The organism is Pseudoalteromonas sp. APC 3893, assembly GCF_030408095.1.
In the GTDB taxonomy this organism is placed as follows: Bacteria; Pseudomonadota; Gammaproteobacteria; order Enterobacterales; family Alteromonadaceae; genus Pseudoalteromonas.
Genome location: NZ_JASDCD010000002.1, coordinates 298,789 through 313,115, shown reverse-complemented (window position 1 = coordinate 313,115; position 14,327 = coordinate 298,789). Strand labels below are relative to the sequence as shown.

Sequence of the window (14,327 nt, the reverse complement as noted above, 5' to 3'; positions counted from 1 at the left end):
GGCTACCCGATTAGCTTTTAGGATACACAGATATTAAGAACAGCTTTCATTTTTGAATAATCACAATGTACGCCTAAAATATTTGCCTCAATCCAGTCATCAACACTTACAGCATCGAAAGATATCTCAAACCCAGAATTAATAACTAAATGTTCAAAAAAAATACGCTGAGCACGACCGTTACCTTCCCTAAAAGGGTGAATCATATTTAGATCACAATAATATTCAGATAACTTTGTAATGAACTCGCTGTATTCTAGATCCACTAAATAGTTATCTTGCGACAACTTGTTTAATAACTTATTAGATTCATTTTCGATAAATGAAACATTACAAAATCTAGTATGCCCTTTTGTAATATCGACCTCTCTGAGTTTTCCTGACCACTCGTATAAATCTGTAAAAAGAGCATGGTGAATGTTGCAAAGGTAAGCTAAATCATATGGGGGCTCTTTGAATTCAATCGCTGCAGCGGCAACAAAGGATAAGTCTCTTTCCGCTTCAGAGAGTAATTTTTCATCTTGAATTGACAACTTATTCTTAAGTAAATTAGTTCCGGGGTAACAATATGGATCATCCCCAACACCATATTTATCAAGCATTGACTAATTGTGCTCTTTTTGCGTAATACTTTAATAACTCATTTCGTTTATCTTGGAGCTGCTTCTTATTCGCACTTAAATCAGGTTTTTTAGATGATATCCCCTCCAAACGAAGACTTTCATTATAGTTTTTGAGTTTAACTGAGTTTGAATATTCAATTTTATCAGATAGTGATAATAATTTACGTTTCCTCTGATGTTTTGATGAGATTCGGCGGGCCTTAGCTTTTGCTAAATCCAACTTATATAAGCGCTCAATAATTGAAGAGCCTGTCTCGAACGCACCCCAAGACTCTATAAAGAGATAAAAAGAGTTATTCTCTCTTCTTTTTTTAATACATATACCTAGATTTGAGTGCAAATCTTTAAGAACTGATTGAACTTTCCTTTCTGAAATACCTGTAGAATTAACTATAACCTTGGTATTAACATATTTAAATTGTACTAGAGCTGCTAAAACTTCAAATTCGTATTTCATAGAAAAAATTCTCCTGCATATATATGCGCCTTTAAATCTAGTTTACTATAATTTGGCAAAGATAGCAGCTTGGATCAAAAAGAAAGCTAACGAGCCTGTAGGATTACTCGTCTTTTAATTTATTATTTTGATGCATTAACCATAGCCGAGTTCCTATTTTGATTCAATTAGTTACTTCGATTTTACGTAAAATATAAAGAGGGTTTGCTGTTGCTTTTATTGGCGTTTTGGAAGGGATGACAGGTGTTTGAGTCGCTATATTTTGGCTTAAAAGGGCTTCCTTTTTTTAATGCAGGCTGTTTTGCAGCTTTTCTATATTATGAACAAGGCAATACAGTTGCCGCAGAACAAAGTGAATGCATTCACTTTCGTTTGTCCGCGTAAGATTAACTTATTCATGCCTTTGTCAACTGTAATATTTTGCTGTTTATTTAAGGGAAAGCAGATTTTATACAGCCTAGTCGTTTGCCATTACTTCAATAAAAAGCTGCCGTCTCCCCATTGGGCTGTCTATTTTGACCTCCATGCGAATCAGCTAACTGTGGATTTAGATCATTGGAGCCGCCGTAGGATAAGAATGTGCTACTGGCGGCAATGGCGCGCTCTATTAAGGAATAGCCCGTACAAAAGTACGCAGTTTAATGAAATTGGGTGTTAGCGAACGGCTCGCCATAGCCTGTGGTATCACCAGTACCAAAAGTAGGCGCTTGGAAGCGAAGGCCCCTTTAGAAGCTCAAAAAACAAAAGGAATTAACATTGCGCTAGGCAATGACTATTTAGCATCACAAGGTTTAGTGTCATTAAGAGATATTTGGATCAATATTCATTACGGGAGATGAACCGCCCATTGCACTTCCTATCAATAAAAAACGCATGATGAGTGGTGCGGGAGCTGGAGGAGACCTCTGGCTACCCGATTAGCAGGTTTATAAGTTTTCGGTTAATTCATTTGCCATCTGATTAGATTTTACTAGCCAGTCTTTGGATAATGTTGCAAACATATTACATTGTGTATCGTTACCATTATTTCTAGCATTAATAGCTAAAATACGCAGGTCATTTGCTTGCTTAATAGCCCAATGAGTATTCATAACTTTGGCTGATATAGATAAAGGTAAAGCACCGTAAGAAGCCATTGGCAATGGCGTTAATGAAGGTAATTCTGTTTCACTAAATAGATTTACATCTTTTTTTATCCATGGGGAAATATTTTTAACAAAAACTGATATTTCCACTTTTAACATTTTAGTCAAAAGCGTTTTTTCTCTATGAATACGTAACCAATCAATAAGTATAGTTAAACCAGCTCCCAATAAAGCACCAAATATAATCTTACAAACATCTGAAAATTCCATCGTGGTACATCTCCTGCTAACGTCGCAAACAAAGGCGCGAACGAAGTGAGTGTCCGGCGACGCAAGGCGCGAACGAAGTGAGTGTCCGGCGACGCAAGGCGCGAATTGATTTGCTTTGTTAGCTTCCGCCCACACCAAGCTGACACCCATTATTCTGGAATAAATTGAAAAGAGAACTGATAGCGCATCAACGTCAAATTCGGAACTACTTTTGCGGCTGCACGAGCCTTTCGATCAAACTCCGACGCAATCAAGATGCCGCGAACCTGATCGTTTCCTTCCTCTTCCATCACACTCCCGATATAGCTCAGTATTTGAGCTACAGCCCGCTGCCCAGCTACCCCTGTCTTTAACTCTATAACTACAGGGACCGAATTTGAATCTTCAGCGGTAATGTCGATGAACCCAGTTTCAACGGAACGTTCCCGACCGTTGTCGGTTACGCGGAGCCCCGTTTCAATCTGGCCGATGTTCTGACGGATAGCGGCCTGCATGTCCTTTTCTAGACCGATAGTTTGGGACTGAACATCCGGTTCGGGCATTTCTATCACCGGCACATCTTCGGGCTCGATGCGCTCTATATCATCTTCCAGAAAACGGCGATAACGCCGGATGGCATCTCGGTAGGATGCTAAATTGTTATAGGCATTTCCTTCAAAAGGAATTTTCGATTCATTGGGTCTATTATTTCGTCGGTCTTGGGTGGTATAGGTCAGTTCTTGGATTAACGATTCCAATCGATCCTCAGCATAAAGCGCATCAAGATCGCCATAGTAATCCTCGACCCTGCCAGCTCTATGCATCTGGGCTGTGATGGTTCCGCCCTGATAATTCTGGGTTGCCAGCCAATTCCTATAGTTTTCAGTCTGCATAATTCCTCACAAGGCAGCTAACAGCTTATTGAACACCACTTTGGGGGGTTATGACACCCCAAAACGGCGTATATTACATGGCTTAATAATTCCACTAAACAACTCCAATGTAAACAAACAATTACGTATGTTATAAAATTACCACTGCTAAAATACACCAAAACGACTTTTAATAATGTTATTGGACAAAACGCCAACCACTGTACAAATAATTAGTATTGATAGATGTACTATTTTTAGCTTATAAAACATACGACTCATTGGCTGGTAATTTAGCTAGGTGGTTTTAATTTTTGCTGCTGTTGCTTATGATGTGCGTATTCCCTGCCTTTTTAATATTCATTAAGGTTTTTTAAGTAATTTTCACTAAGGATGAACTCATGTCGAGCTATAACGAGACGCCAGAGCAAGTTGCGCAGGCCACCGATGGCTATGTGATGCAACAAACTATGTTGCGTATTAAAGATCCCATACCCTCGCTTGAATTTTATGAAAACGTATTAGGTATGAAGCTACTAGGTAAGTATGACTTCCCAGCGATGAAATTTACACTGTACTTTTTAGGCTACGAACAAGAGATGCCAAAAGGTGATGATAAAGAAAAGACCGAGTGGGTATTTGGCCGCCCAGCACTTATTGAGCTTACTCATAATTGGGGCACTGAAAACGATGATAGCTTTAGCGGCTATGTAAGTGGTAATGAAGAACCCAAAGGTTTTGGCCATATTGGCATTAGCGTACCTGATGTGTACGCAGCGTGTGAGCGCTTTGCCAAATTCGATGTCGAGTTTATTAAAAAACCAGATGATGGTTCTATGAAAGGCTTAGCTTTTATTAAAGACCCTGACGGATACTGGATTGAAATACTCTCACCTGAAGGGATTACTGAAATCATTCAAGCACAATAGCCAGTTTTAAATACGAAAAGCCTGCTCATGCAGGTTTTTAATTGATTTGGAGCTTGGTTAGTCTGCATGTAAACTCTGTTTTTGGTTAAACGATTATTTTCGTAACAATTTAATTATTAAAAGGGTTAAACTTCAAATTCTCTTAAGATCTAACCTATGAATTCTCTATAATAACCACACTCTAAGGCGCTCAAAGTTTTTACTTGTGTATTTATCATCATACACAAGAATGCGCGACTCACGGATCTTGAGATTAAGTGATAATACTATGGATTTTACAAAATAAATGTGTTTATTCTGTCTTGTCAATTTCACTTTGAAGTTTCTCAAGTTCATCAAGAATTCTGATAAATTTTTCACCGAAATTAGTGACCCTATACTCCACTTTTGGAGGTACCTCATTGTATGAAACCCGCTCCAAAATACCAAACTCAGTATTTCTACGTAAACATTGATTTAATACTTTAGTGGTTAAGCCTTCAATACTTCGTACCATTTCCCCTGGCCGATTTACTCCATCAGCGATAAGCTGATAAACGGTCAGAGACCATTTACAGCCATAAATAGTCTCTACCATTTTTGCACTTTCACTAGGCGCCGTTTTTCTCAAATATTTATTTTCTTTATTTTTCATTAAGATGTACTCCAAAGTACCTACCTTACCAATATGTACTTACTTTTTAACACTAGGTTACTGCGATAAATTATCTCCGAACTTTAACATATATCGGAGAAATTCATGACAATATCGAACATTGCTCTCATCATTGGCGGCTCAAGTGGTATGGGCTTAGCCACAGCAAAACAGCTAATCATTCAAGGAACGAGTGTGATTATCTTAGGCAATAACATTGCAAAACTGGAGTCGGCAAAATCAGCGTTAGCCGCAATAGCAAATACTGATACTAATGTTGAGATTTTACAAGCTAACCTTTATGAACAAAAAGATGTTGATAAAGTCATTAAAGCGATAAATACAGAAAAACGCCATATTAAATACTTGGTGAACTCGGCGGGTTATTTCAACCCTAAGCCATATTTATAGCACGAATTAGAGGATTATGATGCTTATGCTGCACTGAATCGGGCTAGTTTTTTTATAAGTCAAGCGGTATCTCATAATATGAGTAATAATGGAGGAGGATCTGTTGTTCATGTTGGCTCTATGTGGGCTAAACAAGCAATTAAAGCGACACCGTCTTCCGCATACTCTATGGCGAAAGCAGGGCTACATGCCTTGACACAGCACATGGCAATGGAGTTAGCTGAGTACAAAATTAGAGTTAATGCCGTGTCACCCGCTGTGGTAAATACGCCGATCTATGAAACCTTTATTAATCCTGAAGAAATGGACGATGTCCTTGCTGGCTTTAATAGTTTTCATCCCATTGGTCGTATTGGGACACCGGATGACATAGCAAATGCTATCATCTTTCTTCTTCAAGATAATGCAAGTTGGGTAACGGGAACAATTTTAGATATTGACGGTGGTGTCATGTCTGGTCGAAATTAAATAAATATTGTTATTGAGAAATTTAAATGACTACTTTAATCAATGCTAACTTTGAACAACGTGTAGTAATTCAACCTACTGACTATGAATGGGTAGGTTCCACTGCGCCCGGTGTTGAGCGTATACGACTTGACCGAATTGGGGATGAAGTGGCACGAGCAACTTCGATCGTTCGTTTTGCACCGAACAGTACTTTTCCGTCACACAACCATGATGGCGGAGAAGAGTTCCTCGTGCTAGAAGGTGTGTTTTCAGACGAGTATCAAGACTACCCAAAGGGAAGCTACGTACGTAATCCGATTGGTACCTCTCACAGCCCTAATATAGGTAAAGAAGGGGCAACTATATTGGTAAAACTACATCAATTTGACCAATATGACACAGAGAAAAAAATAATCTATACGCAAAATACTCCTTGGCAACAGGGGCTTATTGATGGGCTAAGGGTAATGTCTTTACATGAGTTTCAAGGTGAGCACATAGCTTTGGTAAAATGGGCTCCTAATACGCAATTCAAATCACATACCCATTGGGGAGGAGAAGAAATCTTTGTATTGGAAGGCACATTTTATGATGAACATGGGCGTTATCCCAAAGGTACATGGCTGCGTAGTCCTCACATGAGTCAACATACGCCCTTTACAAAAGAGGATGGTGCATTGATTTATGTTAAAGTTGGGCATTTATAAATATATCAACTCATTAAGCGGATATTAATATTGGTTTTACCCCAGAAGTAGAAGCCAACTATTAATTTCCGTTTAAATGAAGTAATTAAATGGACATATATTTTTTCATCAAAAAGCTTCTGCTGTATTTCTGTGGCTTAAGCTGCGCTAGTGTTTATTATCTTCATTATCACAGCATTTAATAACTCAGTAGATTATTCATGCGCTGCCACTAACCATGATTCTGACATAGTAAATGAGAGCAAACGGCTAAAACCTGGACTTCATTAACCATAATATTGAATTACCACTTCGCTCAAAACTAAGTAGCATCAAACATTCTAAATAGTAACCAAATGCTGATAACCATTGGCTATCAACGCTTGCTCCATTATCTCAATAACTGCGCGACTGTTAGCATGAGGTATCACATCAGATTCTAACTTGTTAGTTAAGATAAGCGTTGAAATATGCTCTATCTCAAACTCAAAGCTTTCCCCTGTACTATCAATTTCAATTTTTTGTTTGGCTCCATGGTGTGTGATCTCAATAATTTGCGGATTCCACCATTTCTCATGAATAATAATCTCAACATTTGGGCCTGATAAAACAGCTTTAGTTGGTAAGTTTCTGGTTATTGAAGCTGATAGGTTACCTTGCACCTTGGTGTTAAATACAAAGGAGACCATTTCATCAACGGCTGACATTGTATTATCTTGCGTAATATTTACTGAGGGTTTCTGTACAGGAATATTTAACTGTCGACAAATATCGACATATAACCATAGAGGATATACCCCAACGTCTAATGTAGCTCCACCACAATGTTTAGGGTCAAATAGGCGGTTAGTATTATTAAACTTATTCTTAGTACCAAATGAAGCCTCAATACAAGTAATTGCCAGATTATGACTTTTAATAAATTTAAGCAGTTCACGATAAGCAGGAAAAGTCACTGATTTCATTGCCTCAATAAGCAAAAGGTTTTTACTCTTTGCTAAATTGAGCATTTCATCCCAATCTTTCACATTAGTAAAGGCTGGCTTCTCTACAAAAACATGCTTATTATGGGCTAAAAATAAAGCTACTAACTCTTTGTGGCATGGATGAATAGTCGCCACATAAACAACATCGACGTGTGGATTTTCTGCTAGCGATTTATAATCACCATACGCAGTCTGGCAATCGAACTCATTGGCAAATTTATCCGCTCTTTCTTGAGAGCGCGATGCAACAGCATATAGCTCGGCATTATTTACATTATTTACATTATTTACATTATTTACATTATTTACATTATTTACATTATTTACATTATTTACATTATTTACATTATTTTTTAAATCGAAAGCAAAACGCTGCGCAATGCTACCAAGCCCGGCAATTCCCCAACGTACTGTTTTATTTTTATTCATCTAAATCCTATTGCCTTTAGCTATAGATTATTAATTGGCTCAAGTACTTCAATTGATTTAATAGGCCACCTATTGAGTTTTCACCACTATATGCTCGGTTGTTTTAGGTGTTTCGTTAAGCCAGCCGATTAACTTTTGTATATGCCCTGTTGAAGCGATAATCATATAACAGGCTTGGAGATAGCCCATTTCGTGTAATGACTTAAGCGCGTGTGCGTCAAGCTGTGCCAATGCTTGTTCATTGATGGCATATAAACCATTATACGTTTGCTTCTCCCCCTGTTGAGTGAGGCTCAGTTGTACGGCTTCTAGCAGCTCATGCTCTAGCAAGGTTGTAATAAACGCGCTAGTGCGCTTATTACCATGCATTAATGTCATTAACTGCTCACAAACAGTATTTAAGTAGGTTGTGGGTTCTCCTTGCTGATCAAAAATGCGCTCTCCTGTATCTGTATTAACACGAGGGTGATCTTGATGAATAAGCACCGCTAAATCGTTATCCGTTGGCTCGGTTATCGTTGCATCAGGTAGACCTAGTTTGAACGGCTGGCGCTTGATATGCAGCGGTATATGTTGCGCTCGCCAACTTCCTTGGTGCAAAAATAGATTCTCTCCCGCTGTAAATCCAGTTAAAACAAACAGTTCAAACTGGCCTGTCTGTGGATTTTTCATAAAATACACAGGGTAATCAAGCACCAACTGTTTTAACTCGTCAGCCACTATGGGAATGTAATTAATATTGTCACCAAATTCAGTACTTGGCTCATTGTTTATGTATAAGCTTGCGTGTGTTTTTTTATCTAATAATGTTGCTTTTGTCATCGTCAAGTTGCTCATTTAAATGCGGTGATTTAACTAAATTTTTTGTAAACCATACTGCTTGATTTGTTTTAATAATGTACGGTTATCTGGTAATTTACTCACTAACTCTGCCGTGTCTTTGGTATTTTTAGTTGCTAGATTTTGCGCTTTTTTAATCGTGCTAGAATGATTACCATAATGGGTCGTCGCTGTTTTAAACCCCATGCCATACAGCACGTATTGGTAGCTTGCTGCCGGAAATACCTCAACAGAATAATCAAAGTGGTTGTCATTTGGGATATGTGTTCGCCATAATGCTAGGTTATCTTGTAAGCTTTGCGTGATACTTTTCTCAGCACAATGTTGCTGCCAAAAAAGGCTATCGGTTCGCTCACTTAACATGTAGTGCAGCTTTAAAAAGTCGATAATACGCTGCCAACGGTAGCTAAAAGTACGATTAAATCGCGCGGCGGTTATATCCATGACTTGGCGATTAGCCGGTAATTGCTCAGCTATAAAGTTGGCGGATATTTCCACCAGCAATAAGGCAGATGCCTCTAATGGCTCTAAAAAACCAGCCGACAAACCAATTGCTACACAGTTTTTGTGCCAAAACTTTTCTCTGTGCCCTGGTTCAAAACTAATCTTTTTAACATTGAAGTCAGCGCGCTTAGCAGGCAAGATGTTTAAGTAATTAAAAAGTTGCTCTTTGGCCTCTTGCTCACTGATATGGCGGCTTGAGTAAACGTGCCCTACTCCACGTCGTGTTTGCAGGCCAATATCCCATATCCAACCTGCTGTTTGCGCTGTAGAGGTGGTGTGTGAACTAATCGCCTGAGCTTCATCTTCATACGGCATGTGTACTGCTAATGCGCTATCAGCAAACAAAATGTCTTTGCATGATTTAAAGCCAACGTTCAAATTTTCACCTAACAATAAAGATTTAAACCCTGAGCAATCTATAAATAAATCGCCGCAAAGCGTCGTGTTATTATCCAAACTTAAGGAGTGTATATCGCCATTGGTGTTATTATTTACCGATAAAACACTGGCCACTACATGTGTTACGTTTAAGTGGTTGATGCAATGATTTTTTAAAAATCTGGCAAATAGGCCAGCATCTAAATGATATGCGTAATTTGCCACGCCACTGTATTGTGGTGTTGTTACAGCTTTAGGTGCTAGGTTGTATTCACACAATGCGTGTTGTGGGCAAACAAAATTTGCAAAATGATTGTTCGGTATTGCTGAGTCAGTATCTTGGTTTAGCCAAGCTGCAGTTAAATCATTATCTGCAAATCCTTGTGGCATCATTAAGGGGTGATAATAAAAGTCGTTTTCTTTTGTGCTATGCCAGTTGGCAAATTTGGCACCTTGTTTAAACGATACATTACATTGATTAATAAACTGTGCTTCATCAACACCCATATTTTGTAAGGTCCTGCGCATGGTAGGCCATGTACCCTCACCGACACCAACCATTGCTATATCAGATGATTCAACTAATGTAATGTGGTAATTAAGACTGTGATGATTTTTTAAATAGGCTGCAATAATCCCTGCACTTAACCAACCAGCGGTTCCACCACCGACTATTACAATTGATTTTAATATGTCATTCATAGCAACCTCTATTATTGCTATATAACCAGTAAAAAGAGCAAGGCTAGAAGTGCCTTGCTCTTTAAATTTAGCTTATTACCACTTGGCAGTGAAACCTATGCTGTAACGTGGACCATATTGCTCAGCAGAGATCAGCTGTTCGCTAAAGCGGCCATGACGACGAACAGTTTCGTCCGTTAAGTTCAGCGCATCAAAATTAACTGAGTACGATTCATTAATCGTGTAATTAAAGTTAAAGTCGAGCTGACCATAGGCTTCAGTAAACGTAGGCTCTGTCCCTAGCGAAAGTAAAAACTCGTCGCGCCAGTTATAAGCAAGACGCACTTCGAAGTCGTCATTCTCATAAAAACCAACAAGGTTACCAGAGTCACTTAAGCCTGCTAATGCAATAGTTTGATCAAAGTTATACGGTTCAAACTCTTCATCACTGTTAACTAAGGTATAGTTAGCAACCACACCAAAACCAGTATCTTCAATCATGTACTGACCGTTTAATTCCCAGCCATCTACTTCACGATTTTGTAAGTTATCAGGTGTTGAAATATCAAAGGTAACAACCGGATCAGAGGGTTGGCTCATACAAGCAGGATTAGGTGTGTCGGAGCCATCTGGGCAGCCAGGGCGCGGATTTACACTTGGATCGCGCAGCGGCTCACCATTAATGTCATCAAGTGTGCCTTGTACAACCCCTGCACCAATAAAGTTTTCAACAAACTTTTTAAAGTAACCTACTGATGCATAGCTGCCATTATCACCGTACCACTCAAATGAAAAGTCAAAGTTGTCAGATGTTATTGGCAATAGATTTGGATTACCCTGTGAGGCATCAAATGGGCCTTCAGGACGTGCATTGATTGTGGTAGACGGGAACATAGCATCAATACCTGCACGAGCTAGTGTTCTACTGTAAGAAAAGCGCGCTTTATAGCCGTTATCTAGATCTGCACTTAAATCAAGATTTGGCAAAATACGTGTGTATTCACCTTCCAGCTCTTGTGGTGTGGCTTCATCAGCATACACAGGACGTAGCTCTTCAGCATGGCGATAGTTAAGCGCGATGATAGCTGGTTTCACAGAATAACCGGTTACATCTGTGCTTTCATAACGGACACCAACGTTCATATCAATTGGAATATTATTAAACTCAGTACTGACATCTAATGATACATAAAACGCCAAGGTTTGTTCTTGAACACCATTGGTTGAAACATCTGGCTCTCTAAATAGCCCTTCGCCTTTAACAATATCCACAAAGTCATGGGCATTGTATCTTGGCATATAAGGGAATAACTGATCTGAGCCTGTAAAACCATCGGCAAAACCTGTTGCGTCATCAAACGTCAACCCTAAGTTATCTAAAGGAATATCTACAAATGAAAATTGCTCAGATAAATAGGTATCAATTTGATAATCAGTGTACATAGCACCAAAATGAACTGCTGAAATTGCACCGCTGTTTAAGTTTTCCCACATACCACTGGCGTGATATTGCTTGATATTGTTTTCCATTTCATAACCACGGCGCTGGTATAAATCAGATACAATGTTTTCTTGTGCGTATGCACCACCGGGTAAAGTCGAATCATCTATAGTGATACTGGGTACTTCAGTAGAGAAGTTAGCGCCAATCAAAGCGACAGAACCTGGAATATTTTTCAAATTAGCGATGGTTTCTGCCGTATTACCGTCAGGGTTTGAATGAGAGGTAGAGTCATGAGCATCAAAGCTTAGTTTCAGAGAGTCAGTTGCCTGCCACGCTAAATTCAGGCCTAAAGAATCATTTTCTTTTTTCTCGTAAAGCTCCCATGCCCAAAAATTAAGTTCATCATTAGGATTGGTGATGTCCAATAAAGTGCCATTTTGATCTGCTGTACCACCTGGGTTATCGAACCAAAACGACATTTTGTTGGTTTCACTAACTTCTTCAAAACGCGATAAAGTGTAGTCAAAAGTTGCGGTTATATTATCTGTAGGTGCAAATTGTAATACTAATTGGGCGTTATCACGGGTACGTTCTGTTTCAAAACGCTCCATTTCTGGTGTCCACGGCACCCAGTAAGTACCCGTAGGGTTTACTGAAGTATCAATCGCACTGCTATCAACGCCATCAGGGTTAGCACGATTTTTCACCCACCCCTGCGACGTACCTACACGTTCACGACCACTTTCACGCTCTGAGTGAGAAACTGACAACAATACCCCAAACATATCATCAGCAAATGTTTGGCTGATCATGCCGGATATTTCAGGTGTAACATTAGATTTTTCTGAGCTGGTGTCTTTTATCGCTTTAACATTCGCGAACGCTTTAAAGCCATCGTAATCAAATGGTTTAGCAGTATTAATATCAATGGTTGCACCAATACCACCTGATGCGACATTCGCTTTACCTGTTTTATACACTGATACGCCTGAGACACTTTCAGCTGCAATTTCTCTAAAATTAAAACTACGTGACACGCCTGCTTCTTGTATGACTGATGAATTTGGCATCTGACGGCCATTTAACGTCACTAAGTTAAAGCTCGGGCCAAAGCCACGCACAGTTACTTGGTTACCTTCGTTATTGGCTCTATCAATTGACACACCACTAATACGTTGTAATGACTCGGCTAAATTTGTATCTGGTAATTTACCTATATCTTCAGCCGAAATAGCATCCACCACACCCGATGAGGTTTGTTTGATTGATGCAGATTTACTTAACGAACTACGAATGCCTGTAACTTGTATAACCTCAAGATTATCAGCTTCAGTTGTGTCTTGTGTTTGCGCATTAGCCAATGGTGTTGCGACTAACATGGCCATGCAAATTGCATTGAGTTTAAATTGTGTACTTATCATTTTTACACCTAAATGTTGTGTTTAGACGAAGTTGCCATAGATGATTTTTTAGTTTCCCCTAAATTGTTACCAAAACATTGTTAACAATTAACTTTACAGTAATGGAATAGCACTCAATAAGTCAATCGAAATTAAACAAAAATTTTACAAATACGCTGATATTAAGAACGACCATCAACAACTGGGAGAGCTTTGTGCAAAGGGAGCTAGAAAGTAACTATCTAAATTTGAGGAAATTATAAACAGCTAGTAGTGATAGAGCCTCACTTAAATAATGAGGCTAACGCTGTGAACAAGTTAAGTGTTGAGTAAAGAGGTTATTTTAGTTGCCGTACTTTTAAGCTCTACAAGCATGGCGTGTTTATTTACCCTTGATGTTAATGCTGCATCAAAAGAGGAGATGCTCAATGCCGCTATCAACTTTGCGTTGGGTTGACCTATTGGCACTGAAAAATCATCAACACCTGAGATCAATGGGTTACTTTGCACAAGCTGAGAGTCTGCAACAATATTATCAAGTTCTTGGCGTAACAGGTTTAGTCCTTTGGGCTTTAATTTACTATAACTTATATCGTGCTCAATCAACATGCTGCGTACGTCCTCGTTGCTATATGCTAATAGTAATTGTCCTGCGGTTGATTTACTTAAGGTAAATAATGATCCTTCAGCAATGCTCAAATGCATTGCACTGTGGCTGCGTGCTTGTACTACCGTCATAGCTTGACTTTGATACAGCATAGTTAAGTAGCACGACTGCCCTAAACTAACTGCTAGGTCTTCCATATATGGAATAGCGCATTGGCGTACTTGATCTATGGGTGAAATAGAACGGGATAAGTTATAAAGCTTTAAAGATAAGCTATAACGCCCAGAAAACTCATCCCGTATTAAATAGCCCCGAGAATCTAAGCCTACCAAAACCCGATAAATTTCATTTGCACTTCGATTAAGCCCAGCTGCTATTTCACTTTGTGAACATGCACTGCCCTTGTGCGCTAAATACTCAAGAATATCGAGGCCTTTATCTAGCGCGGGTACTGCGTATTTATTTTTTACTTTTGTGTTCATAAACCACCATTAGCGCAATAACACATCAATTTGCCATCTTCATATATGAATTAAAAAATAATTTTTCTACCGTATTTACAGTGAATTTATGAAGAAACAATTAGTTAATTTATTCCGATAGCATTCATATATAAATATCATATTTTCATATAAATTACAGCTTGACCGCTCAAGTAAACC

14 protein-coding genes and 1 pseudogene are annotated in these 14,327 nt (G+C 38.9%); 5 read left to right on the top strand and 10 right to left on the bottom strand.

What is annotated here, in order from left to right; genetic code table 11:
- Positions 1 to 17: 17 nt before the first annotated feature.
- The gene (locus tag QMA12_RS05440; RefSeq protein ID WP_290209003.1) at positions 18 to 602 is read right to left on the bottom strand and encodes a putative adenosine monophosphate-protein transferase Fic; all 585 of its coding nucleotides are present in this window, start codon (positions 600 to 602) and stop codon (positions 18 to 20) included.
- On the bottom strand, positions 595 to 1,080 hold the full coding sequence (locus QMA12_RS05435) for a YhfG family protein (protein ID WP_087534183.1): 486 nt from the start codon (positions 1,078 to 1,080) through the stop codon (positions 595 to 597). The genes QMA12_RS05440 and QMA12_RS05435 overlap by 8 nt, the downstream gene beginning before the upstream one ends.
- Positions 1,081 to 1,323: 243 nt before the next feature.
- On the opposite strand from QMA12_RS05435, the gene QMA12_RS05430 reads away from it, so the two are divergent.
- Both QMA12_RS05430 and QMA12_RS22185 read left to right on the top strand, forming a co-directional pair.
- Positions 1,324 to 1,464: a hypothetical protein gene (locus QMA12_RS05430; protein WP_290209002.1), complete on the top strand. Its 141-nt coding sequence runs from the start codon at positions 1,324 to 1,326 to the stop codon at positions 1,462 to 1,464.
- Positions 1,465 to 1,721: 257 nt separating this feature from the next.
- The gene (locus tag QMA12_RS22185; RefSeq protein ID WP_356948020.1) at positions 1,722 to 1,919 is read left to right on the top strand and encodes a Retron-type RNA-directed DNA polymerase; all 198 of its coding nucleotides are present in this window, start codon (positions 1,722 to 1,724) and stop codon (positions 1,917 to 1,919) included.
- A gap of 87 nt (positions 1,920 to 2,006) precedes the next feature.
- Here QMA12_RS22185 and QMA12_RS05420 read toward each other — a convergent pair whose 3' ends face one another.
- On the bottom strand, positions 2,007 to 2,435 hold the full coding sequence (locus tag QMA12_RS05420; RefSeq protein WP_290209001.1) for a hypothetical protein: 429 nt from the start codon (positions 2,433 to 2,435) through the stop codon (positions 2,007 to 2,009).
- Between the two features lie 149 nt (positions 2,436 to 2,584).
- Positions 2,585 to 3,307 carry an endonuclease NucS domain-containing protein gene (locus QMA12_RS05415; RefSeq protein ID WP_087533926.1) on the bottom strand — a complete coding sequence of 241 codons (723 nt, stop codon included), beginning with the start codon at positions 3,305 to 3,307 and terminating at the stop codon, positions 2,585 to 2,587.
- 380 nt (positions 3,308 to 3,687) lie between these two features.
- Here QMA12_RS05415 and gloA point away from each other — a divergent pair, with 380 nt between their 5' ends.
- Entirely contained in the window at positions 3,688 to 4,215 is a 528-nt protein-coding gene (gene gloA / locus QMA12_RS05410) for a lactoylglutathione lyase (RefSeq protein ID WP_290208999.1), read from the top strand.
- 292 nt (positions 4,216 to 4,507) lie between these two features.
- On the opposite strand, the gene QMA12_RS05405 is transcribed toward gloA, so the two are convergent.
- A complete protein-coding gene (locus QMA12_RS05405; protein ID WP_087533929.1) occupies positions 4,508 to 4,849 on the bottom strand; it encodes a winged helix-turn-helix transcriptional regulator in 342 nt (113 codons plus the stop codon).
- A 105-nt stretch (positions 4,850 to 4,954) separates the two neighbouring features.
- Here QMA12_RS05405 and QMA12_RS05400 point away from each other — a divergent pair.
- Positions 4,955 to 5,728: pseudogene (locus QMA12_RS05400) on the top strand (SDR family oxidoreductase).
- Positions 5,729 to 5,754: 26 nt separating this feature from the next.
- Positions 5,755 to 6,417 (top strand): cupin domain-containing protein, encoded by a 663-nt coding sequence (locus QMA12_RS05395; protein ID WP_087533931.1) that lies wholly within the window; start codon positions 5,755 to 5,757, stop codon positions 6,415 to 6,417.
- Positions 6,418 to 6,737: 320 nt separating this feature from the next.
- Here the strand turns inward: QMA12_RS05395 and QMA12_RS05390 are convergent, their stop codons facing one another.
- The 5 genes from QMA12_RS05390 to QMA12_RS05370 form a co-directional block, all read right to left on the bottom strand.
- Positions 6,738 to 7,811, bottom strand: a complete 1,074-nt coding sequence (locus QMA12_RS05390; protein ID WP_290208998.1) for a Gfo/Idh/MocA family oxidoreductase — start codon at positions 7,809 to 7,811, stop codon at positions 6,738 to 6,740.
- A 69-nt stretch (positions 7,812 to 7,880) separates the two neighbouring features.
- Entirely contained in the window at positions 7,881 to 8,633 is a 753-nt protein-coding gene (locus QMA12_RS05385) for a SapC family protein (RefSeq protein WP_290208997.1), read from the bottom strand.
- Between the two features lie 33 nt (positions 8,634 to 8,666).
- On the bottom strand, positions 8,667 to 10,235 hold the full coding sequence (locus tag QMA12_RS05380) for a tryptophan halogenase family protein (RefSeq protein ID WP_290208996.1): 1,569 nt from the start codon (positions 10,233 to 10,235) through the stop codon (positions 8,667 to 8,669).
- A 75-nt stretch (positions 10,236 to 10,310) separates the two neighbouring features.
- Complete coding sequence (locus QMA12_RS05375) at positions 10,311 to 13,079, bottom strand: TonB-dependent receptor (protein WP_290208995.1); 2,769 nt, start codon at positions 13,077 to 13,079, stop codon at positions 10,311 to 10,313.
- A gap of 297 nt (positions 13,080 to 13,376) precedes the next feature.
- The gene (locus QMA12_RS05370; protein ID WP_290208994.1) at positions 13,377 to 14,147 is read right to left on the bottom strand and encodes a helix-turn-helix domain-containing protein; all 771 of its coding nucleotides are present in this window, start codon (positions 14,145 to 14,147) and stop codon (positions 13,377 to 13,379) included.
- Positions 14,148 to 14,327 lie beyond the last annotated feature (180 nt).